Raw genomic sequence first — 21,432 nt, 5'->3', positions numbered from 1 at the left:
GAGAAGGTCGCCCGGCTCCACCTCGACTCGCTCGGCGTGAAGCTGACGACACTGCGCCCGGAGCAGGCCGCCTACATCGGCGTCGAGGTCGAGGGCCCGTACAAGTCCGACCACTACCGCTACTGACCGGTGTCCCCGATCAGCAGCTGATCAACCCCCAAGACCAGGCCCCCGCCTATCCCCCGGGCGGGGGCCTGACCCTTCCCCGTTTACGTTCCGCCGAACCTCAGCGCATCGAATCGATTGCCCATTCCGCCACGAGGGCCAGCGCGACACAGACACCCAGCACCGCGGTGGCCACCCGAGTGCGCCCCTGCCGGCTGAGGACCAGCGCGCTGCCGGAGAGGATCAGCGCGAAGCCGTAGAAGCCCATGGTCAGCACCGAGTGTGTGCTGCCGAGCCGCAGTACGAGAGTGACCCCCACGGCGATCATGATGACCGCGGAGAGAGCAATCCGTATGTGGCGTGCCTGACGTGGTGTGAGCCCCTGCCGCTCAGGGCTCGAATTGGCTTCTGACATGCTCGGAAGACTAGCCGCCCGGTCCTCGTCGGGGGTGCCCGGGCTGAACCCGGTCAGCTCACGCGCCGCGGGCACTGCCGACGCCCGCCGGCCACAGGGGAGTGGTTCCGGTGAGCTGGCAGGCCATCAGATAGAGCGGGATCGGCGCTGTGTAGGGGCTGGTGTCGTCGGGCCGGCGGATCAGCCGCGGCCTGGTCGCCGGTACGTACGCCCCGCGGGCGTAGTGCGACGGCAGCGGCCAGGTCAGCTCGTGGTCGGAGCCCGCGGGCACGATCCACCACCACCAGTCGGCGTCGGCGAAGACGCAGCCGTTGCGAGGCAGCAGGCCGAGCAGCCGGATGCCGAATCGTGCGGGCACGCCCACGGCGTCGCAGCCCAGATCGGCCGACAGCGAGGGCGGGAGGGCGAGCCGGGTCATCCGGGTCTCGCTGTGGCGGCCGCTCCGTGCGAGGAACACCGCCACCTTCTTCAGCACGGCCTCTCCGGCCCGTACGGAAAGTCCGCTCGACATTCCGCTCCGTACGCAGCGTCCGAGCGCTGCAGCTCCGCCCAGACGATGCGGCCCGAGCCGTGCTTCGCGTGGTGCGCGCCCCAAGCGCTGCTCACCGCCTCGACCAGCAGCAGCCCGCGTCCGCGTTCCTCTTCGATGCCGTGGCACACATGAGGCTCCGCGGGCGAGGAGCCCTGATCCTCTACGGTGATGCGCAAGTGCTCGGCGCCGTTGAGAAGTTCACAGGCCACCAGGTGGCCGTCGGTGTGCACGACCGCGTTGGTGACCAGCTCGGAGACGACGAGCATCGCGGTGTCGTGCAGATCCCCGCCTATGCGCCAGGAGCGGAGCCGCTCGCGCGCGAGCATTCTGGCTCTGGCGACGAATTCGGCGCGCGCAGGCAACTCGAAGCCATACCGGTGGTGGTCGGCCCCCGAGCATGGGTCCACGAGCTGGGCAGTGAGCGCGTCACGGTTCACAACGACCACTGTCCCGCCGCAATGGACACCTTGGCAAGGGCCACTCTGCAAAATTCAGAGTGGTCGTATTCATTGCGGCAGGGGCGTGGCACACTGCTCGCAACAGCACGTGGGGAGGTCTCGAAGTGAGTGAACCGCGGTCCGCCCCCACCGTGGGTCAGGTAGTTCTGGGCAAGCGCTTGCAGGATCTGCGGGAGCGCGCCGGACTCAGACGCGAAGAAGCGGCACGGGTGCTTCGCGTGGCCGCAGGCACCATCCGCCGGATGGAAACCGCCGAGGTCGCGCTGAAGATCCCTTATGTTCAGCTGCTGCTGAATGCGTACGGGATCACCGACGACGAGGCCCGCGGTTTTATCGAGCTGGCTGAAGAGGCCAATAAGCCCGGTTGGTGGCAGCGCTTTCACGACGTCCTGCCGGGCTGGTTCAGCATGTACGTCAGCCTGGAGGGCGCGGCCAGCCTCATCCGTGCGTATGAGCCGCACTTTGTGCCAGGCCTGCTCCAGACCGAGGACTACGCCCGGGCGATCATGCTCGGCGGAGCCGTCGGACAGACCGACCCGGCCGACATCGATCGCCATGTGGCGCTGCGGATGGAACGCCAGGCCCTGCTCACCAGCCCCGACGCACCCAAGTTCTGGGTGATCATGGACGAGACGGTCTTCCGCCGGCCCGTCGGCGGCCCGGGCGTCATGCGAGCACAGATCGACAAACTGCTCGAAGGCGCCCAGCTGCCCCATGTCACCCTGCAGATCGCGGAGTTCGCGACCGGACACCACCCCGGCACCTATGGGCCGTTCGTGCTGTTCCGGTTCGCCGTCCCCGAACTCCCGGACATGGTCTACAGCGAGTATCTGACCGGCGCCGTCTATCTCGACGCGCGTCCCGAGGTCGCCTCGCATCTGGAGGTTCTGGACCGCATGGCGGCTCAGGCCGCGACTGCACAACGCACGAAGGAGATCCTCAAAGGTCTCCGCAAGGAGCTGTGAATGGACCACATCTACAACGGCATGCCGGCCGCCGAGCTGGGCGACGAGGGCTGGCGCAAGCCGTGGAGCGGCGGCAACGGCGGCAACTGCTTCGAGACCATGAAGCTTGCCGACGGCAGGGTCGCCGTACGTCAGTCCGCGGACCCGGACGGCCCCGCGCTGATCTACGCCCCCAACGAGATCGCGGCGTTCATCGAGGGGGCCAAGTCCGGGCAGGCGGACTTCCTGCTGCCCGAGGGCTCCGCGCCCGCGGCCTGAGCCCGCGCCCGGCCGGGCGCGGGACGCAGACCGCGAGCGGTGATCCGGTTCCGGCGTGGCCGTGGTCAGCCCGTCGCGGCCGACGGCGGGAGCAGCGTCGCCAGGAAGGACTTCGGCGCCGAGACATTGCCGGCCGAGTCGATCGTCCGGTACTCGATCGTGTGGGTCCCGTAGTCGGGTGTGGCGTCGTCCCACGGCACCGCGCGCGTCCTGCCGAGCTTGCCGTAGACGAGGTTGTCGATGACCGTGCCGCCGGGGGTGAAGCGGAACGGTGCGTCCGCGTCGGTCGGCCAGCCGTAGTACGTCTGCCAGCCGTCGCCGTCGACCCGGAACTGCGAGACCACGGAGCCGCCCTGGTCGTCGCGTGCCGTCAGCTTCATCGTGAACGGCCCGTCGTAGACGTACTCCACCGGCCTGCCCGGCCGTTCCACCGTGCGCAGCGGCTTCGACAGCGCGTAGGCACCCGTTGCCGGTGTCGCGTCGACCGTCCAGGTCAGCGTGGGCCCGGAGCCCGCGATCCGGGCCGCCAGGGCGTGGGCGCCGGGACGCAGCCGCAGCGCGCCCAGATCGAGATCGCGGTCGTTGCCGGGGTTTGCCACCGGCCGTCCGTCGAGCGTCCAGCGGACCGCCAGGGTCCGGTCGACGGGGTGGGTGGTGTCGGCGTACACGACCGACGCGGCGCCCAGCGGGGCCCTGGTGTCGGTGTGACTGGTGAACGCGGCCCGGACCGGCTCCCGGGGGGTCGTGAGGGCCGTGTCCACACTCCAGGAGACGGTGCGCGTCAGTGCGGCCGACGCACGGATCGCGGGGTCACGCACGAACGGCGTGGGATCGGTGGCGGTCGCCGTCAGCGAGTGTGTACCGGGGGAGAGTTGGAGCCGGCGCAGATCCAGCGTGCGGGCATTGTCGGCGACGCGCAACTGACGGCCGTCGAGCCGCCATACGAGATCGAGCTCACCGCCCACCGGATGCAGGGTGTCCACCCACACGGTGCGGTCGTCGCCGATCGCAGCGGTGTTGGGGGTGTGGTCCTGCACGAGACTCACCTTGGCGGAGATCTTCTGGACCATGACCTCACGCCCGACCTGGTCGAAGGCGTAGCCGAGGGTCTTCATGATCGAGTGCTTGCTGGGCCGCCAGACCCCCTTGGTGCTGTACATCCCGCCCTCGAAGGCGCCGATGACCCCGCCCGACTCGCTCCTCTCACCCAGCCAGCGCCACCACTTGGCCCGCTGCTGCTTCATCTGCTCCTCGGTGAGCAGGGTGTGGTGGGCGGAGGAGGGCTCACCGCCCTCGTACGCGCCTCCTGCGGCGCCCCGCACGTAGTAGTCGTACTCGTCCTGGAGTTTGCCCAGCGAGTGGCCGATTTCGTGCGGAGTGATGAGCGAGGAGAGCGCATTGCCGCCGGACGCCGTGGCGAAGGTGCCGCCCGCGCCGCCGTACGTGTCGCTGTTGGCGAGCGCCACGATCTGCCGGTTGGCGTTCGTGGAGCCGGGGACGAGATCGGCGAGAGCGGTCGCCGAGGCGCTGTCGACGGTGAGCAGCCGCTGCACGCTGTTAACCTCGCAGCCGCCCCAGAAACCCATGCCCAGGGCGGTGTCACGGCGCGGTGAGTCCAGTCCCGGGTCGCAGTCCACGCCGGACTCGGCCGAAGGGACCTCCACCGCCCAGACGTTGACGTAGGAACGGTACGAGGCGAAGGGCTCGGTGGACCAGAGCACATTGAGATGCTTGTCGACGTCGGCGCGGAAGGCCGGCATCTCCTCGGCGGTGTAGCCGTCGCCGAGGACGATGATGTTGAAGCGCTTGTCGGCGGGTCCTGTGGTCTGGACGGGCACCACCTTTGCCGCTTCGGTGACGGAGGTGTCGGCCGCGGCCGCGGGGGTGGCGGCCAGCAGGCCGGTGGTGAGCAGCGCGCCCGCGGTGGCGAGCGCGGCTGCTCTTCGTAAACGTATGCCGGGTGTGGTCATGGGCACGGAGCGTAGGGTGGTGCCCAACGGGCCGTAAAGACAGCCGAGTTGGCCATGAGGTTCCCCTCGATCGGCTTGGGAGACACCGAGCGCAACGTGCTTGACCACGTACCGGAAGGCGTGGTGGTGTGGTGATCTCCACGGCCTCGGCGACGAGGTCTGGCACACCGTGCCCCGCCGACCACGGGGAATACTTCAAAGGGGGAGACTCATGCGTCTCAACGCATCCCGCACCATCAAGGCAGCGTTAGTCACTGCCGTCGCCACATCTGCTCTGGTAATCCCGACGGCCGGTTCCGCGACCGCCGCGACCCCTTCGGCCGCTGGGGTCGCCGCCGACAGCATCGACGCCACGTGCAGGAGTCACAGCCGCAATTACGTCGTTCGGACGTACTACCGCGGGCCGGGCAAGTACACACTGCGCTGCGGCACCGCGACGTGGGGCTGGAAGCACATCAAGGCGCGTCATGGCTGGGACCGTACGATGGACAGGAAGATAAGCGCTGCCATCTGGTCCGGGAAGCCCAATGGTCGCGGTGGCTTCTCGACCTACACCAACCAGTGTCCCAGCGTCGAGAAGTTCCGCACCATCATCGGCACCCCCGCTGGAAGGTATGACCTCCTCACCGCGTACAAGGTCAACACTGTCGCTGCTGCGAAGTGTTAGTCGCCATGCACGGGAACGTGTTCCCGACTGGATGAGGTGAAAGGGCGGGTGGAGTGCATGCCGGCACAGACACCGGCTGAGCGTGCTTTGGCTCGCTCATACACCACAGGTGACGGGCAGATCACGTTCAACATCTCGGATCTGTCGGTCGATCATCACGCGGACCGTAGCGTGACATTGACATACCGGCTCACTGCGGTGCGTCAAGGTCACCAGGACGAGCGTTGGGTGTTCACACTGCCGTGGGACGACAAGTCCATGGTGGATGTTTTTACCTCCCCCACCCCCGACCCTGATCGACTCGGGCAACTTGTGTATCTGGTCCACACCCTGTTGGAAGAGTGGTGGGACACCAAGGAGCACAATCGGCAGTCGGCGAAGATGGGGCGCCAATTGCCCTGACTCGGTGGTTGGTTGATTCGAGACGCCGCGTGACGTCGGTTCCCAGGACCTGATGGGGTCCTGGGAACCGACGTTTTCGTATGCGGCCGGTTCACCGGCGTCGTCCCCGTGATCCCCATGCGCCCCTGGCGAAAGGCGCAACCGTCCACGTTGTGCTGTGGTGAGGCTGGGGGGTGTGATGCGCCGAGGGGGAGAAGGACGCATGCAGCGGCGTGGGCCGGTGGTACCGGATTACCCACGGGGGCGCGCGTCATTTCTCGCGCTACCACTCGTAGGTCGCGAAACCGCAAAAGGCATCCTGCGGCGCTTGCGCTTGTTGAAGTCTTGAGGGCGCAACGAGGGGGAGGGTGAACATCATTCGCGCGTCTGTCGTGCGACCGGGTAGAGACACCGGGATTCGCTTTCGCAGACGCCATCTTTTTCGGCAAAGCTGCCCGCTGGGGTGTGGTCAATGATCACATCCCCGTCAGGGCAGCTGACTGTCGCGAGTCGGACTCTTCGAGGAGTAGCCGTGTCGGAGCCGCAAGTGCCGCCCGTGCATCCCCTTTACATGCACGGACATCTCGCCCCCTCCCACACGTTCGCCGTGCTGCGTTTGCTGCACAGAGCGGCGCTCGCCGACGGCAGGCACGCCATGTCTGAGCAGGCCCGGCTCACGCTGCGGGGAAGCGTGCCACGGGCAGTCACGCACCTGCTGCTGTATGAGGGCACCGACCTTGCCGGCTACGGGCAGCTGGAGCACGCCGGACCTGCAACACTTCCGAGCGCGGAAATGGTCGTGCACCCTCACTACCGGCGCCGCGGGCACGGGTTGCGGCTCGGTCGGGCACTGCTTGACGAGTGCGGTGGCAGGATGCGGATGTGGGCGCACGGCGGTCACACCGGGGCTCAGCGCCTGGCCGACCTCTTGGGCTTGACCCTGCACCGCGAACTGCTCCAACTGCGCTGCGCGGTCTCCGATCTGAAGCTGCGGGAGCCGCAGTTCCCACCGGGCGTCATGGTGCGCACCTTTGAACCCGGGGCAGACGATGCCGAGTGGCTGGCAGTCAACGCCGCGGCTTTCGCCGACCATCCCGAGCAGGGCCTGCTCAGCCAGGCAGATCTGGACGCCCGTAAGGTCGAGCCCTGGTTTGATGCCGGGAGTTTTTTCCTGGCGGTCAAAGGAGTCAGGGTTCTGGGCTTCGCTTGGTGCAAGGTCCATGATGCCGAGCATCTGGGGGAAGGGTACGCAGCGGGGGTCCTCCCGGCCGAACGCGGCCTGGGCCTGGGTGCGGCGCTCTACAGCGTCATGTTCCGGCATCTGGCGCAGGCTTCGGGTGTGGACACGGTGATGGGCTACGTCGACAGTGACAATGTGCCGTCGCTCTTATTGTGTGAGCGGATGGGGCTGCGCAGATACGAAAGTGACCTGATGTACTACGCAGGCGGGTAACGAAAATGGATCTCAATGCTCTCGCCATAATCCTTTCTGTGGTGGCGCTGGCCAGTTCCACATACCTGGCGTTTTATCAAACCGTGCTCATGCGACGAGCGAACTATCTTCCCGTGTACGTCGACCTGCTTACGGCGTTCAGATCTTCGGAGTTCCATGAGCAGTATCGCTTCGTGACCGAAATATTGCCTGTCGAGCATGATGCTCAATTAGGCTTTTCGGGACTCCCCGACGATGCAAAGAAGGCAGCCTACAATATCGCGTACTACTATCAGAACTTCGCTGTCCTTCGCCTGATTGGAATCATTGACGAGGAGGTCATAGCGCTCCTTCATCTGCGCATCGTGAAAGTGTGGCAGTCCCTCGAGCCATTCGTCAGGAGGGAGCGCGAGATCATGGGGACGACAGGGATCCCATTCATGCGCGTGCTTGAAGATTTCGCTGCCGATGCCGAGGAATTCGCCATCGGATCGGTGGTGACACTGTTGCAGCGGCGCCACAAGGTGCGCCGTCGATACAGGAAACGCATGAATCGACGGGCCGAGCGCTTCCTGGCTCAGGTGGATCAGTCATCGCGGCGCGCCCAAGAACCTCAAGCGCCTGGATGACCGCATGTGGCGGGCGCCGCTTCGCGAGAGGGCTGTCCGTCCACAGTGGACGACCAAAAGACAAAGGCAAGGAGATCCCACTCCTTGCCACTCTCAACTTATAGCGCACCGGGGGGCTTGCGGCAAGACCCGGGTGGTACCGCAGAATCGGCGACCGAAAGCCAGAACCTGCGGAAATGGGAGTCGCGAAGTGCGAGTGTTGTTGACGACGTGGGGATCGCGCGGAGATGTCGAACCGCTGGCGGGACTGGCGGTGGGGTTGCGGGAACTCGGCGCCCAGGTGCGGGTGTGCGCGCCACCGGACGAGGAGTTCGCCGCGCTCCTGGCGCGTGTCGGCGTGCCGCTGGTTCCGCTCGGCCCGACGGTGCGCTCGGTGGTCGCCGGCCCGAAGCCACCGACAGAGCAAGACGCTTTCCGGCTCGCTCCCGAGCTGGTCGCCGCGCGGTTCGACACGCTCACCGCGGCGGCCGAGGGATGTGACGCGCTGCTGGCAACCGGCCTGATGCCGGCCGGCGCACGGGACGTGGCCGAGAAGCTGGGCATCCGCTACGTGTACGCGTGCTTCCATATCTTCGGACTGCGTCGCGGCACTTCCGTCCTGGGGCGCGGCCGGGCAAACAATCCGCGCAGGACGAGACAGACAACCGGGTGCTGTGGGAGCAGGACGCCCAGAGGGTGAACGCGTTGTACGGCAAGGCGCTCAACAGCCATCGGGCGGCGATCGGCCTGCCGCCGGTGGACACCGTCCGCGACTACGTCTTCACCGACCAGCCGTGGCTGGCGGCAGACGCGACGCTGTGTCCGTCGCAGGGCATGACGGACCTCGACATCGTGCAGACCGGGGCATGGATCCTGCCCGACGAACGTCCCCTCCCGGAAGAGTTGGAGGCGTTCCTGGACGCCGGCGCACCACCGGTGTACGTGGGCTTCGGCAGCATGGCCGCGCACGCCCCGAAGGACATCGCCCGGGTGGCCATTGAAGCGAGCCGCGCGCACGGCCGCCGCGTACTCCTCGCCCGCGGCTGGGCGGACCTGGCCCCCATCGACGACGCCGACGACTGCTTCGTCGTCGGCGAGGTCAACCAGCAGGCACTGTTCCGCCGGGTGGCCGCCGTCGTGCACCACGGCGGCGCAGGCACCACGACGACCACGGGCCGGGCCGGTACGCCTCAGGTGGTGGTACCCCAGATCGCGGACCAGCCTTACTGGGCCGCCCGAGTGGCCGAGCTGGGCATCGGCTCGGCTCACGACGGTCCGACGCCGACCTTCGAATCCCTGTCCGCCGCGCTCACAACGGTCCTGACGCCCGAGACCTGCGCACGAGCGAGGGCCGTGGCCGGCACAATCCGCAGCGACGGGGCGACGGTGGCCGCGAAACTGCTACTCGACGCAGTCAGCCAGGAGAGGCCGCCCGTGTCCGCGTGACCCACACGCAATCGTCGAGCCAGGCACCGACGGGACAGCACCGGCTTCCGGGAAATGTTCCTCGACCGGGCGCTCTGGCCGATGACATCAAGGCCCAGTACCTCAGGAGCGCCCGATGAGACTGCCGAGCCCGCTCGGCGCGCCCCTGGGCTGCCGGGCCTGACCGCGGCGCAGTACGCAGCCGGCGAGCACCACGCCGGCTGCGACCGCGTACACCGTGGTGCCCAGCCCGTCCGGCTTGACGCCCATGTACACCCCGACGTACTTCGCGGCTCCCGCGACCGCGACCGCCAGCCACTCCCACCGCCCGTCGAGCGCCACCAGGGCGACCAGCAGCAGGGCGTACCAGGAGTAGCCCGGAGTCAGCAGCAGGAGTGCCGTACCGGTCACCAACAGCGCGCCGCTCCACGGGTGTTCGGGATCGCCGCGCCATATGACGCGGACGGTGACGGCCAGCAGGACGAGGACCGCGGCGCCCGGCGCCCAGCCGTCCGGGAGCACCAGCCGCAGCAGCGCGAAGCGGTTGCCGGCCGAGGGGTCGTCGTAACCCTCCTCCTCCATATAGCCGCCGAGGAAACCGAGGACCGAGCTGTCGGAGGCGAGGACGTACGGCAGATAGCTCAGCGCCACCACGGCTGCCGCCGGCAGGAGCACGGCCGCGGCATCGCGCACCCGCCGCACGCCGGACAGTGCGCCCGGCAGCACGACGGCGGGCAGCAGCTTGGTGACGATCGCCGCGCCGAGCAGTGCTCCGCCCGCGATGCGCCGCCGCACCAGCACCCCCAGGCCCACGACCGCGAGCAGCGCGCCGAGCACATCGGCGTGCGCGTTGTTCACGGCCTCGATGGGCACGAGCGGACACCACGCCCAGTACGCCGCACGGCGCGGATCGCCTCGTCTGCGCAGGACGAGCAGCAGCGCCGCGGTGGTGGCGAGGGACAGCAGCGCGCCGCCCGTCTGCAGCGCCTTGTGGCGCCCGCCGTCCGGTGAGAGTGTGTGGACGAGCAGAAAGTATCCCTCCGCCACCGGCGGGTAGATGGTGTGCACCTGCGGCCGGTTGATCCGGGTGCAGTGCGCCTCGCCCGCGGGGCCGGGGACGGGCGCCCGGTCCGGACCCGTGCAGCCTGTCCCGGTGGGGAACAGCCAGCCGTCGCGCAGCCCGACGAGCGCCGGATCGGCGGGGGCGTGGTCGTACGGCGAGATCCCGGCCGCCTGCACCCTGCCGTCCCAGGCGTAGCGGTACGAGTCGGTGCTGGTGCGCGGGGGAGCGAGCAGCCCGGTCGCCGCGACGGCAACACTGCCCGCGACGATCAGGAGCACGGCCTGGCGCACCGGGGCCTTGCGCACGGCGAGGGCGGCCGCCGCGAACAGCGCCCAGCAGGCGGCGTACCACCAGGTGAGCCCCGCGGGATCGGTGAAGTAGCCGTCCTTGCGGATGGTCAGGGCGAGCACGGCGGTGAGGGCCGCCAGCAGGGCGCCGGCGGCGAGCGTACGCGGGTTGATCACAGGCCCAGCGTGGCAGCCGGAGCCGGGACGGGCCGCGCGCCGCCCCCTGACGTCCGCATTCCGTAAGGTGTCACAACCGTCCGCGGGGACCCTTGCGGAGGTGTGATGGGGACATGAAGTTCCGACCACCGCGACCGATCAGAGTGCCCAAGGCAATAAGAGGGCCCCGGTCGCCTCGACTGCCCCGGCTGCCCTCCCTCGCCCCGCCCACATTCTCGGGCCGGCTGCACGACGCCCGCACGGCCACCTCGCTCGGCCGCTGGCTGGGCGTCGCGATCGCCGTCTGTTTTGTCACCGGCCTGATCAGCCACTATCTGCAGCATCCGCCGGGCTGGCTGGCGGACGTACTGCCGAGCCGTCCCACGTGGGGCTACCGACTCACACAGGGCCTGCATGTGGCGAGCGGGATCGCGGCGATCCCGCTGCTGCTCGCGAAGCTGTGGACGGTGTATCCCCGGCTCTTCGTGTGGCCGCCGCTGCGGTCCGTGCGGCATGCGATGGAGCGGCTCTCCGTGGCGGTGCTCGTCGCCGCCGCCGTCTTCCAGCTCTTCAGCGGTCTGCTCAACACCGTGCAGTGGTATCCGTGGCCGTTCTCCTTCGTCCCGGTGCACTTCGCCGTCGCCTGGCTGCTCGTCGGCGCGGTCGTCCTGCACATCGCGGTCAAGTACCCCGAGATCAGGGCGCATTGGAGCAGTCGTTCGCCCGGCACGCTCGAACTCCCGGCGGCGGACGGACCGGACCGGCGCTCCCTGCTCACCGGCGTCGCGGCCGCGGTCGGCGCGGTCACGCTGACGACCGTCGGCCAGTCGTTCACTCCGTTGAAGCGCTTCGACCTGCTCGCGCCGCGCCATCCCGACCACGGGCCGCAGCAACTGCCCGTCAACCGCACGGCGGCCGCTGCCGGCCTTGCGGGCGTGAGCACCGTCCACTGGCGGCTGACGGTGCTCGGCAGACACTCGTACCAACTCACCCTCGACGAGCTCACCGCGCTGCCCCAGCACACGGTGACCCTGCCGATCGCCTGCGTGGAGGGCTGGAGCAAGTCGGCCGACTGGACCGGCGTACGCGTACGGGACCTGCTGGAGCGGACCGGAGCGCGGCCCGGCGCGGCGGTACGGGTGGTGTCGCTGGAGAAGCGTGGCGCGTACCGCGTGATGGAGATGGGCAGCGACTACGCCGACGATCCCCTCACCCTGCTCGCCCTGCGCCTCAACGGCCAGGTGCTCTCGATCGACCACGGCTTCCCGGCGCGCATCATCGCCCCGAACCGCCCTGGCGTGCTGCAGACCAAATGGGTCACCAGGATGGAGGTCATGTGATGCGGATCGCGACGGGCGCACTGGGCATCGTCCTCATGGCCGTCGGCGCGACTCTGCTGGCGACCGGCGGCCAGATCAAGGACGTGGCGCTGTGGCTGGCGGGCGCGATCGTCCTGCACGACGGGATCATCGCGCCGCTGGTGCTCGGCATCGGCCTGCTGCTCGCGGCCGTCCCCGCCCGGGGTGCGGTGCGCGGCGCGCTGGTGGTGGCCGGCTGTCTGACGATGGTCGCCCTGCCGGTGCTGCTGCGACCCGGGCGGCCGACGAACCCGTCGGCGCTGCCGCTGGACTACCTGCGCAACTGGCTGCTCGTCCTGGCGGCCGTGGCCGTGCTCACCGCCGTGCTGCTTCTTGCGCGCAGGCTGTGGCGCAGAGTGCCGCGCCGCTGAACTTTTGGCGAACGGCTCGGCGGGGAGGTCGATCTCCGCCGGGCCGCGGGCATAGTGGCAGATGAGTGCCCGTTTCCGGCGGACAGTCGGGCAGGTCGGGCAGGCGGGTCGAGCACGGGGGACGCGGCCATGGTCAGATTCGTCCACAAGCAGTTGGCGTACGCCTCGGTGTGCGTGCTGACCGGGCTGATCGCCCTGGCGGTGGGCATCGCCGTGAACGGACCCGTCAGACTTCCGGGCTGGTGGTTCCCCCTCGCGATGCTGGGGTGGGGGATCGTGTGGGGCCTGCTCTCCACGACCAGGCTGCTGAAGGAAGGCGACCTTCCGCTGTTCCGCGCGGCCGTCCCGATCGCGGATTCCGCCACCGTGCTGTCCGCTCCTGCGCAGGGCCGACGCACGCTGCTGAAGTTCTACGGCACGATGTTCGGCTTCTGGATCGTGGTGGCCACGGTGCTCGCCGCGTTCGAACCGCTGGCCGCGGTCTTCAATCTCTTCTGGGCCGTCGACCCGCTGATGCGGGCCGAACGGGCCGCCCGCTGGGAGCGGCGGCGCGGGGTGCTGCTGTGGCAGGGCGACGTCGACCAGGAGGCGCAGCCGGTACCGGCCGGTCAGCCGCCCGTCTTCACCACGCCGCGGCGGCGCGGCCCGAGCACCTTCCGGGCACGTCTTGCGGATCAGGGCCGGCGCAGCGCGACGAAGGTGCGCCCGGCCACCGTCCAGCGCTCGGCCTCCGGGACCTCCCAGCCCGTGGATCGCGCGTAGTCGAGCAGCGCGGGAGTGCCGACGCGGGCCCAGGGGAAGGCCGAGCCCTGCGCGCGTCCGCCGTCGAAGACGCGCACCTGCACGCGCTCGTCCACGTCGAGCGGGGCCGTCTCGGCGAGCAGCACGCCGTCCTCGGCGACCAGGCGTGCGACGCGGGCGAGCAGGGCGTGCGGGTCGCCGCCGATGCCTATGTTGCCGTCGATGAGCAGAGCGGTGCCCCAACTCCCCTCACGGGGAAGCGGATCGAAGACCGAACGATGCAGCGCGCTGCCGCCCGTGCGCAGGGTGCGGGCCACCGCTTCGGGGCTCACATCGATGCCGAGCGTCGGCCTGCCCAGCGCGGCGAGCGCGGCGACGAGCCTGCCGGGACCGCAACCGATGTCGAGCACCGCGCCCCGGCAGCGCCCGAGCACGGTCAGATCGGCGGCGTCCGGCGCGGCACACCAGCGCTCGACCTCCAGGGGCAGCAGCCAGCCGTCGCCGCGGCGCAGAAACAGCGGGCCGCGGCCGGTGCGCAGTGCGTCGGTGTACGGATCGGCCTGCCAGGCGGGCGCGGTCATCGCACCCCTGCCCCGGCGAGCGCGGCCAGCGCCATGGCGAACCTGGTGCCCGGCGCCTCGGCCGCGACCAGGCGGGCGTCCGCCGCGGTGTCGACATCACGCAGGAGCGGCAGCTCGTGCACCCTCAGCCCGGCCCGGTCCAGCCGGTGCCGCTGCACGGCCCCGGTCTCGGGCACGGACATCGGCACTCCCCGCAACAGCGCGGGATCGGGCTCGGCCATCCCGAGCGCCCAGAACCCGCCGTCGACGGCCGGTCCGAAGGAGGCTTCTCCGGCCGCCAACTCCAGTCCTTTGGCGAGGAGTTCAGCCGTGATCTGCGGAGTGTCCATCCCGACCAGCAGCGTCGGCCCCGTACAGAGCCCGAAGGCATGGGCCAGCCGCGCATCGAGCCCGCCGGCACACTGCGGCACGACCTCGAGCCCGCCCGGCAGCCAGTCGCCGGGCACACCGTCGAGCACGAGAACCCGGCGCCGTAGGGGAGTGTCGAGCACGACGTCCAGGGTGTCCCGGAGCGCGGCCTCGGCGAGCCGGGCGGCCTCCGTGGGCGAGTAGGCGGGACAGAGCCGTGTCTTGACCCGCCCGGCGACGGGGGCCTTGGCGATGACGACCAGCGTGCCGGGGTCGTGTCGTGCCGTCATTGCGCCGCACCCGCAACCGCGCTCATCGGGCGCTCGGACAGCACCGTCCGCATGTCCCTGACCGCCTGCCAGGTGCCCCGCCATGTGCCCGTCACCTTCGACTTTCCCGATCTCGGCAGATACGGGACGTCCACCTCCGTCACCCGCCAGCCCGCGTCCGCCGCACGGACCACCATCTGGAGCGGGTAGCCGCTGCGCCGGTCCGTCAGGTCCAGGGCCAGCAGCTCCTCGCGCCGCGCCGCACGCAGCGGTCCCAGGTCACGCAGCCGCAGGCCCGTGCGCCGGCCCAGCATCCGGGCCAGCGCCAGATTCCCCGCGCGGGCGTGCGGTGGCCAGGCGCCACGGCCCTGCGGGCGCCGCCGTCCCAGTACCAAGTCGCTGTCGCCGTCCGCCAGTTGGTGTACGAATCCGGTCAGCAGCCCCGGGTCCAGCGAGGCGTCACAGTCGCAGAAGCACACATATTCCGCCTCCGCCGCGAGCAGCCCCGCATGGCAGGCCGCCCCGAAGCCGCGCCGCTCCTCGTGCACCACGCTCGCGCCAAGGCCGCGGGCGATCACGGCCGAGCCGTCCGTCGAGCCGTTGTCCACGACGATCGCGCGCCAGCCCGGCGGGATCCGCTCCAGCACCCACGGCAGCGCCTCGGCCTCGTCCAGACAGGGCAGAACCACATCCACCCTCATGACGCCGCGCCCCGCAGCTCGCTCGCCGCGAACTCGGCCATGCCCTCGGTGAAGCCGACCCGCGCCTCCCAGCCCAGCTCCGCCCGCAGCCGCCGCGAATCCGCCGTGATGTGCCGGACATCGCCAAGACGGAACTCCCCGGTGACCACCGGCGCCGGACCGCCGTGGGCCGAGGCGAGCGCGTCCGCCATCTCGCCCACCGTGTGCGGTGTCCCGCTGCCCGTGTTGTACGCGGTGAGCACGCCCGGCTCGCGGCCGCGCACCGCTTCCAGCGCGGTCGCGTTCGCGTCCGCGACATCCCGTACGTGCACGAAGTCCCGCCGCTGCCGCCCGTCCTCGAAGACTCGCGGCGGCTCACCCCTTTGCAGCGCGGAACGGAAGAAGGAGGCCACACCCGCGTACGGGGTGTCGCGCGGCATCCCAGGACCGTACACATTGTGATAGCGCAGGGCCACCGCCCGGCCGTCCGTCGCTCTGGCCCACGCCGCGGCCAGGTGCTCCTGGGCCAGTTTCGTCGTCGCGTACACAGTGCGCGGGTCCGTCGGCGCGTCCTCGGCCACCATGCCCGGCACCAACTCCGCGCCGCACTCGGGGCACAGCGGCTCGAAGCGCCCGGACGCGAGGTCGGCGGCGGCGCGCGGGCCCGGCCGCACCCGGCCGTGCAACAGGCAGTCGTAGCGGCCCTCGCCGTAGACGACCATGGAGCCGGCGAGCACCAGATCGGGGACGCCCGCCTCGGCCATCGCCGCAAGGAGCACCGCCGTGCCAAGGTCATTGCAACCGACGTACTCGGGTGCGTCCGCAAAGTCCTTGCCGAGCCCGACCATCGCGGCCTGATGGCAGACCGCGTCCACGCCGCGCAGCGCCCGCACCAGCAGCGTCCGGTCCCGTACGTCCCCGAGGATCCACTCGGCGTCCGGCAGCGGCGGGGGTTCCGGATGGGCCGCCGGGAGCAGGGCGTCGAGCACGACCGGGTCATGGCCGCGGGCGGCGAGCGCCGTGACGACCTGCGAGCCGATGAAGCCCGCGCCTCCTGTGACAAGTACACGCATACTGGCGACGCTACGACTCGGAACCCCGCTGATCGCGGTCGCACGCCGGGCCGTCACAGGTCCGTAAGGACTTCTTCGCTCCAATCCGGACCCGCGCGTCCGCACCGGTGTGCCCGGCTCTCCCGGGCACACCGGGCCGCCCCCGTTTCCGTGATAGACCGGACGCGGACAGGGCGGAAGAGGGGCCAGGGGGATCGGTGCGGGGACGACAACTGCTCAGCTACAGCGACGCGGTGAGGATTCTTACGGGGGACAGCGCTGCGCTGGCGGCGGCGGACCGGGCGCTCGGCGGGGCCCTGTCGCTGGCCACGGGCGGGGTCAGCGACACGGTGCTGAACGTGTTCGACGCGCAGGGGCGGATCTTGCGGCTCGGGCGTGATCTGACGTCGCGGCTGAGGGGAAGTCTGGACTCGGCGGATCGCGCGACGCGTACGGAGCGGCTGGCGGCGGCGCATGCGGTGCTGGCGGTGACCGCGTACTTCGAGGCGCTGGGTGAGCTGGAACTGCCGTTCCGGCTGGAGGATTTGGAGTTCACGCGGAGCGAGCAGATCGGCATCGCGGGAGGAGAGGACGACGGACAGAGCTTCCTTCGGGAGCTGCTCGGTATCGGGGCGCCGTTGCCCGCCCCGCACATGCCGTACGAGCAGGTCATCGCAGAGCTCGAGCGTTGGTACATGGAGCTCACCGCACGACTGATGCGCTTCGTCTTCGGGCTGGCGGTCTGGGACAGGCTGGGCGAGACCCAGCGTGACGATGCCCAGAGTGCCCTCCTCGGCACGCCGCTGTGGCCCCTCGCTCGCGACCGCTACCAAGAGCTGTACGCCCAACTGGCGCATGAGATACCTGAGTTCGGCTTCTGGTCCGGACAGATCGAGCACCAGGCCACCCGGGTCTCCATCCGCCACGCGCTCAGCGGTATCGAGACCCTCCTCGCCGGGCTGAGCGCCCTGCGCCCGTTCGATCACGCCGCCGCGGCCCTGGCGACCGGCTATCAGGCCGCACTGGTCCGGCCGATCCTCTCCGAGGGCCAGGCTCCCACCGGTCCGCGGCTGCCCACCCTCAGCGAGGGCTACGTCGACCCCGACTTCCGTGTCAGAGCCGTGTCCGAAGGCGCTCATGGCCCGGCTGAAGAAGTCTGGTGGGAGGACGAGGCGGTACGGTCCGACCTCACCGAGTATCTGTCGGGCGTCCTCACCTCGGTCGCATCGACGACCGCGCCGCTGGTCGTCCTCGGCCAGCCCGGCGCCGGGAAGTCCGTACTGACCAAGATCCTCGCGGCCCGGCTGCCCGCGGCCGGCTATCTGCCGGTACGGATCGTGCTGCGCGAAGTGCCCGCCGACGCCGACATCCAGGACCAGATCGAGCACTCCGTCCGCGCCGCGACCGGCGAGCGGGTGTCCTGGCCGGAGCTGGTGCGCGCCGCGGACGGGGCCGTGCCCGTCCTGCTCTTCGACGGCTTCGACGAGCTCCTCCAGGCCACCGGAGTCAGCCAGTCCGACTTCCTGGTGCGGGTCGCCCGCTTCCAGGAGCGCGAAGCGGACCAGGGGCGGCCGGTGTTCGCCCTGGTGACCAGCCGCACCACCGTCGCGGACCGTGCGCGGTATCCGGAAGGCTCGGTGGCGCTGCGGCTCGAACCCTTCCACCAGCAGCAGATCGAGCGCTGGCTCGAGCTGTGGAACCGCCTCAACGGGCCCTACCTCGGCGAACGTGGCCTGCGACCGCTGCCCGCCGACGTGGCCGTACGTCACCAGGTGCTCGCCTCCCAGCCGCTGCTGCTGATGATGCTCGCCCTGTACGACGCCGCCGAAAATGCCCTCCAGCGCGTGGGCGAGGGCGACGAACCGCTCGGCGAGGCAGAGTTGTACGAGGAACTGCTCGCGTCCTTCGCCGTGCGAGAGGTGGGCAAGTCCACCCCGGCAGGGACGGGCCGGGAGCTGACGCGGCGAGCCGAGCAGGAGCTCCAACGGCTCTCCCTGATCTCCTTCGGCATGCTCAACCGCCGCCGCCAGTGGATCACCACCGTCGAGGTGGAGCAGGACCTCACCGCCCTGCTCGGCCGCACCGAGCCCGCGCGGGACGGATTCCGGGCGCCCCTGGACCAGGGGGAGATCGCGCTCGGCCGGTTCTTCTTCGTCCAGCGGGCCCAGGCGATCCGCGACGAGCAGCGGCTCGCGACCTACGAATTCCTGCACGCCACCTTCGGCGAATACCTCGCGGCCCGTCTTGCCGTACAGCTCCTCGACGGGCTGCTCGACCAGCGCCCGGCACTTTCCGTCGGCAGGGCATGCGTCGACGACGATCTGCTGTACGTACTGCTGTCGTACGCGCCGCTGTCGTCGCGCCAGATGCTCCGTTTCGTCGGCGCCCGGATCCGGCGGATCGCCCACGAGGACAGGCAGCGGCTCGGCGAGCTCCTCGTCACCGTGATGGCGGACCACCGCAACCGCACGGAGCACCGGTTCGCCGAGTACCGGCCGGCCGTACGCGCCACGTCGTCGCGCCATGGGATGTACGGTGCGAACCTGCTGATGCTCACCCTCCTCGTCACCGGCGGGGTCAAGGCGAGCGAGGTGTTCCCCAGCGAGGAGGATCCCGCGGGGATCTGGCACCGGCACGTGCTGCTGTGGCGGGCGGCCTTCACCGAACCGGAGTGGACGGACTTCGCGCTGGCCCTCAGCATCCGCCGCACCTGGCACGGAGACGAGCGGGAGCTCGACATCCGGCCGGCCCAGGATCTTCTCGACTCCCCGGAGCCGGTGGACGCCTACTGGCTGTACGGCCGACCGCCCGGCAGCGAGGACCGCATGAGGAGGGTCAGCTGGGTCCGGCCCTATCCGGACCAGATCCGGCACAAGATGGCGGTGTCGGGTGGCACCAACGACGGCGTCGTGCTGCACGCGGTCGACCCTCTCTTCCACTGGGTGGCGCCCGCGGTCACGACGTTCGTCGGTACGCCTGAGGGCACAGCGAACTCGGTCGCCAATGGCGTGACCGCGCTGTGGCTGGCGAGCAGCCTCGGCGCGCCGGACCATGAACTCGCCGCGCTGTACGAGCACTGCGCCACGTTCATGGAGCCGTGGAGCGGCCTTGACTCCGAGACGGCGAGGCGTGTGATCCGGCTGGTGTTCGGCCAACTGGTCACCGACGCCGCCCGGCTTCCGGCCCCGGTCGTGTTGCGGGTGCTCAGCTCGCCCCAGGGGCCGGACACAGCGAGTATCGAGTTGATGGTGCGGGCCGCGCTGGCGGCGCTGGAGGCACATCCTTCGGACCCCAGCCTCCAGTCGGCCGTGGGAGCGTTCATCGAACGTCTCGGCAGGCAATACCCCGCCCGGATGCTCGCCCTGTGGTCCGAGTGGCGGGGCTCCTGGGAGGCGCAACGCTATTTCGCCCGGCCGATCGCCCAGGTACTGGCCGAGCACTCCGCCGACGCGCTGAGCGCAGTTCCGGCCGAGCTCCTCGACCGGGCCCGCAGGTTCGCGGGCGGCGGCCATGCCCCGTACCCGGGCTCCGCCTGACCCCTCACCCCAGGTCGAACGCGTTCCGCAGCCCCAGCCGGTACCGCGCACGGTCATGGCGCTTCATCAGCTCGATCTCCGGCGCGCTGAAGAGCTTCTGCACGGTGCACCGTGCGGCGGTCGAACCTGCCCTGTCCAGCAGGGCGTTGACCGCCGCGCGGGCTGACGCGTTCGCCCCCTCCATCGTCGCCAGGTCGATGGCCACGGCCACATAGTCCCCCGCCAGGAAGAAGTTGGGGATCCGGGTGGCGGCCTGCGGACGGTTGTGGAACGTGCCGACCGGGTGGATCAGCAGCTCGTCCTCATTGGTCGGGTCGGGCGTGCCGAGGCCGTCCACACCCGGGTCCAGGAACCAGGAGTGCAGCGCGCTGTCCTTGAGTACCGTGCGGCCGGTGTCGTTGACGGCGGCCTTCAGCTGCGCCCACACCTCTCGCGCGACCTCGGTACGGGTGCACTGCTTGGCCGTCTTCCCGTACAGAATCCCGGGCCTGTCCCACTCGGAGATGTCCACCGACAGACAGTCCACCGCCACTCCGTCGCCGTAGTCGACGGGGAAGTTCCGGGACGGCCAGTGCCCGGCCTGCTGAATGGCCGTCAGGGACCAGGGGGAGTCGATGCAGTTGAGGTGGCCGTGCAGCAGCGGCGCCTTCTCCGCCAGATAGAACTGGATGCCCGTCATCCAGTCCGTCTCCAGCTTGTCGCAGCGACCCAGCTGGGGGTCTGCCGCACGCAGATCCGCTCCCCAGGTCCGCCGTGCGTGCTCCACCGGCATCGCGGAGATGTAGTGATCTGCGGTCACCGAGCGGCGCACCCCCTGAGGGTCCTCGATCACCGCGGCCGCCACCTTGCCGGTGGCGTGCTTCACTTCCCGTACCGTCCAGCCGACCCGGAAGTCCACGCCGAGCTTCTTCAGATGGTCCACCCAGGGGTCGATCCAGGCCTCGTTGGTGGGGGCGTTGAGTATCCGGTCGAGCGGTCCGTCGGCGCCCCGGCCCAGCGCGTTGAAGACGAAGGCCTCAAGGAGCGTGGCGACCGTACGGGTGCTCGCCTCCTCGGCCTTGGTGGCGACGATGTTCCGGGTGAGGCCGACGGCCAGGATGCGCTGGTAGTCGTAGCTCATTTGCTCGGCCCGGATGAATTCCCACCAGGGTGTTCTCTCCCAGGCCTCGTCGCGCCGCTCGGCGCAGCTGGTGAGGAAGACCAGCCCCCGGTTGACGAAGTACGCCGTCTCGTGGGCCGGGATGCCCCGGACCGTTTGCAGCATTCCGGTGAGCGCACGGCGGATCTCGTCGAGTGTCAGGTCTGCGGGCTGGTGACCGGGCCAGGGGAGTGGGATCCGTAAGTCCTCGCGGCCGGTGCGCGCGAACGACATCTCGGGCGGCGCCACCAGGTTGTCCCAGACCCCGTTGGCGTTTCCGGGGAAGGGAATGCGCCTCATCGTGTCCGGCAGATTGTGGTAGATGCCAGGGATGAAGCGGAAGCCGTGTTCCGCGGGCAGTGGCCTGCGGCCGCCCTTCGCGCTGTTCGGGACGTCCATGCTGCGGGCCTTGCCGCCCAGCGCCCGGCGCTCGTAGACCGTGACCTGGAATCCGCGTTCGGCCAGCTCGTGGGCGGCGGTGAGGCCGGCCACCCCGCCGCCGAGCACGGCGACCGACGGGGCGGCCCGGGTGCCGTCCCCCGTTGTGCGCCCGGCTGCCGCCGCGGTGCCTGTCGCGGCGAGAGCCGCCGTGCCGCCGACTGCGGCGGCCCCCGCTCCTGCCATGAAGGTGCGTCG

General features: G+C 70.0%; 21 protein-coding genes and 1 pseudogene. 12 read left to right on the top strand and 10 right to left on the bottom strand.

Features of this window, described 5'->3' with window-relative positions; translation table 11 throughout:
* Positions 1–126, top strand: a 126-nt coding sequence (locus ACI2LP_RS31875; protein WP_404728018.1) for an adenosylhomocysteinase, incomplete at its 5' end; no start/stop codon positions are given.
* A 100-nt stretch (positions 127–226) separates the two neighbouring features.
* Here ACI2LP_RS31875 and ACI2LP_RS31870 read toward each other — a convergent pair.
* Genes ACI2LP_RS31870 through ACI2LP_RS31860 form a run of 3 tightly spaced genes read right to left on the bottom strand, consistent with a single transcriptional unit; the run spans position 227 to position 1,489 of the window.
* Positions 227–520, bottom strand: a complete 294-nt coding sequence (locus ACI2LP_RS31870) for a hypothetical protein (protein ID WP_404728014.1) — start codon at positions 518–520, stop codon at positions 227–229.
* 58 nt (positions 521–578) lie between these two features.
* A complete protein-coding gene (locus tag ACI2LP_RS31865) occupies positions 579–938 on the bottom strand; it encodes a hypothetical protein (RefSeq protein WP_404728017.1) in 360 nt (119 codons plus the stop codon).
* A 50-nt stretch (positions 939–988) separates the two neighbouring features.
* Positions 989–1,489, bottom strand: coding sequence for an ATP-binding protein (locus ACI2LP_RS31860; RefSeq protein WP_404728013.1), 501 nt, complete (start codon positions 1,487–1,489; stop codon positions 989–991).
* Positions 1,490–1,614: 125 nt separating this feature from the next.
* Between ACI2LP_RS31860 and ACI2LP_RS31855 the strand changes: the two genes are divergently transcribed.
* The gene (locus tag ACI2LP_RS31855; protein WP_404728012.1) at positions 1,615–2,475 is read left to right on the top strand and encodes a helix-turn-helix domain-containing protein; all 861 of its coding nucleotides are present in this window, start codon (positions 1,615–1,617) and stop codon (positions 2,473–2,475) included.
* Positions 2,476–2,733, top strand: coding sequence for a DUF397 domain-containing protein (locus ACI2LP_RS31850; RefSeq protein ID WP_404728011.1), 258 nt, complete (start codon positions 2,476–2,478; stop codon positions 2,731–2,733). It abuts the gene before it with no gap.
* Positions 2,734–2,798: 65 nt separating this feature from the next.
* Here ACI2LP_RS31850 and ACI2LP_RS31845 read toward each other — a convergent pair whose 3' ends face one another.
* Positions 2,799–4,703 carry a M64 family metallopeptidase gene (locus ACI2LP_RS31845; RefSeq protein ID WP_404728010.1) on the bottom strand — a complete coding sequence of 635 codons (1,905 nt, stop codon included), beginning with the start codon at positions 4,701–4,703 and terminating at the stop codon, positions 2,799–2,801.
* Between the two features lie 211 nt (positions 4,704–4,914).
* Between ACI2LP_RS31845 and ACI2LP_RS31840 the strand changes: the two genes are divergently transcribed.
* The 5 genes and pseudogenes from ACI2LP_RS31840 (at position 4,915) to ACI2LP_RS31820 (ending at position 9,237) form a co-directional block, all read left to right on the top strand.
* On the top strand, positions 4,915–5,370 hold the full coding sequence (locus tag ACI2LP_RS31840; protein ID WP_404728009.1) for a hypothetical protein: 456 nt from the start codon (positions 4,915–4,917) through the stop codon (positions 5,368–5,370).
* A gap of 57 nt (positions 5,371–5,427) precedes the next feature.
* The gene (locus ACI2LP_RS31835) at positions 5,428–5,772 is read left to right on the top strand and encodes a hypothetical protein (protein WP_404728008.1); all 345 of its coding nucleotides are present in this window, start codon (positions 5,428–5,430) and stop codon (positions 5,770–5,772) included.
* A 550-nt stretch (positions 5,773–6,322) separates the two neighbouring features.
* Positions 6,323–7,204 (top strand): mycothiol synthase, encoded by an 882-nt coding sequence (gene mshD / locus ACI2LP_RS31830; RefSeq protein ID WP_404728016.1) that lies wholly within the window; start codon positions 6,323–6,325, stop codon positions 7,202–7,204.
* Between the two features lie 5 nt (positions 7,205–7,209).
* Entirely contained in the window at positions 7,210–7,812 is a 603-nt protein-coding gene (locus ACI2LP_RS31825) for a hypothetical protein (protein ID WP_404728007.1), read from the top strand.
* Positions 7,813–8,002: 190 nt separating this feature from the next.
* Positions 8,003–9,237 (top strand): annotated as a pseudogene (locus ACI2LP_RS31820) (glycosyltransferase).
* Between the two features lie 102 nt (positions 9,238–9,339).
* On the opposite strand, the gene ACI2LP_RS31815 reads toward ACI2LP_RS31820, so the two are convergent.
* On the bottom strand, positions 9,340–10,743 hold the full coding sequence (locus ACI2LP_RS31815; RefSeq protein ID WP_404728006.1) for a glycosyltransferase family 87 protein: 1,404 nt from the start codon (positions 10,741–10,743) through the stop codon (positions 9,340–9,342).
* 113 nt (positions 10,744–10,856) lie between these two features.
* On the opposite strand from ACI2LP_RS31815, the gene ACI2LP_RS31810 reads away from it, so the two are divergent.
* The 3 genes from ACI2LP_RS31810 (at position 10,857) to ACI2LP_RS31800 (ending at position 13,213) form a co-directional block, all read left to right on the top strand.
* Positions 10,857–12,062: a molybdopterin-dependent oxidoreductase gene (locus ACI2LP_RS31810; protein WP_404728005.1), complete on the top strand. Its 1,206-nt coding sequence runs from the start codon at positions 10,857–10,859 to the stop codon at positions 12,060–12,062.
* Positions 12,062–12,451, top strand: coding sequence for a hypothetical protein (locus tag ACI2LP_RS31805; protein ID WP_404728004.1), 390 nt, complete (start codon positions 12,062–12,064; stop codon positions 12,449–12,451). Before ACI2LP_RS31810 ends, ACI2LP_RS31805 begins: the two co-directional genes overlap by 1 nt.
* Before the next feature lie 129 nt (positions 12,452–12,580).
* Complete coding sequence (locus ACI2LP_RS31800) at positions 12,581–13,213, top strand: hypothetical protein (RefSeq protein WP_404728003.1); 633 nt, start codon at positions 12,581–12,583, stop codon at positions 13,211–13,213.
* On the opposite strand, the gene ACI2LP_RS31795 is transcribed toward ACI2LP_RS31800, so the two are convergent.
* Genes ACI2LP_RS31795 through ACI2LP_RS31780 form a run of 4 tightly spaced genes read right to left on the bottom strand, consistent with a single transcriptional unit; the run spans position 13,126 to position 16,143 of the window.
* A complete protein-coding gene (locus tag ACI2LP_RS31795) occupies positions 13,126–13,773 on the bottom strand; it encodes a methyltransferase domain-containing protein (protein ID WP_404728002.1) in 648 nt (215 codons plus the stop codon). The genes ACI2LP_RS31800 and ACI2LP_RS31795 overlap by 88 nt on opposite strands.
* On the bottom strand, positions 13,770–14,411 hold the full coding sequence (locus ACI2LP_RS31790) for a DUF2064 domain-containing protein (RefSeq protein ID WP_404728001.1): 642 nt from the start codon (positions 14,409–14,411) through the stop codon (positions 13,770–13,772). Before ACI2LP_RS31790 ends, ACI2LP_RS31795 begins: the two co-directional genes overlap by 4 nt.
* Positions 14,408–15,091 (bottom strand): glycosyltransferase family 2 protein, encoded by a 684-nt coding sequence (locus ACI2LP_RS31785; protein WP_404728000.1) that lies wholly within the window; start codon positions 15,089–15,091, stop codon positions 14,408–14,410. The genes ACI2LP_RS31790 and ACI2LP_RS31785 overlap by 4 nt, the downstream gene beginning before the upstream one ends.
* Positions 15,088–16,143, bottom strand: coding sequence for an NAD-dependent epimerase/dehydratase family protein (locus tag ACI2LP_RS31780; protein WP_404727999.1), 1,056 nt, complete (start codon positions 16,141–16,143; stop codon positions 15,088–15,090). The genes ACI2LP_RS31785 and ACI2LP_RS31780 overlap by 4 nt, the downstream gene beginning before the upstream one ends.
* A 197-nt stretch (positions 16,144–16,340) precedes the next feature.
* On the opposite strand from ACI2LP_RS31780, the gene ACI2LP_RS31775 reads away from it, so the two are divergent.
* Positions 16,341–19,658: an NACHT domain-containing protein gene (locus ACI2LP_RS31775; RefSeq protein ID WP_404727998.1), complete on the top strand. Its 3,318-nt coding sequence runs from the start codon at positions 16,341–16,343 to the stop codon at positions 19,656–19,658.
* A gap of 4 nt (positions 19,659–19,662) precedes the next feature.
* Here the strand turns inward: ACI2LP_RS31775 and ACI2LP_RS31770 are convergent, their stop codons facing one another.
* On the bottom strand, positions 19,663–21,420 hold the full coding sequence (locus tag ACI2LP_RS31770) for an FAD-dependent oxidoreductase (RefSeq protein WP_404728015.1): 1,758 nt from the start codon (positions 21,418–21,420) through the stop codon (positions 19,663–19,665).
* Between the last annotated feature and the right edge of the window lie 12 nt (positions 21,421–21,432).

The sequence above is a fragment of the Streptomyces sp. NPDC019890 genome, from assembly GCF_044903445.1.
Lineage (GTDB): Bacteria > Actinomycetota > Actinomycetes > Streptomycetales > Streptomycetaceae > Streptomyces.
The sequence above is the reverse complement of the archived record's forward strand: the minus strand, read 5'-3'. Positions and strand labels throughout refer to the sequence as shown.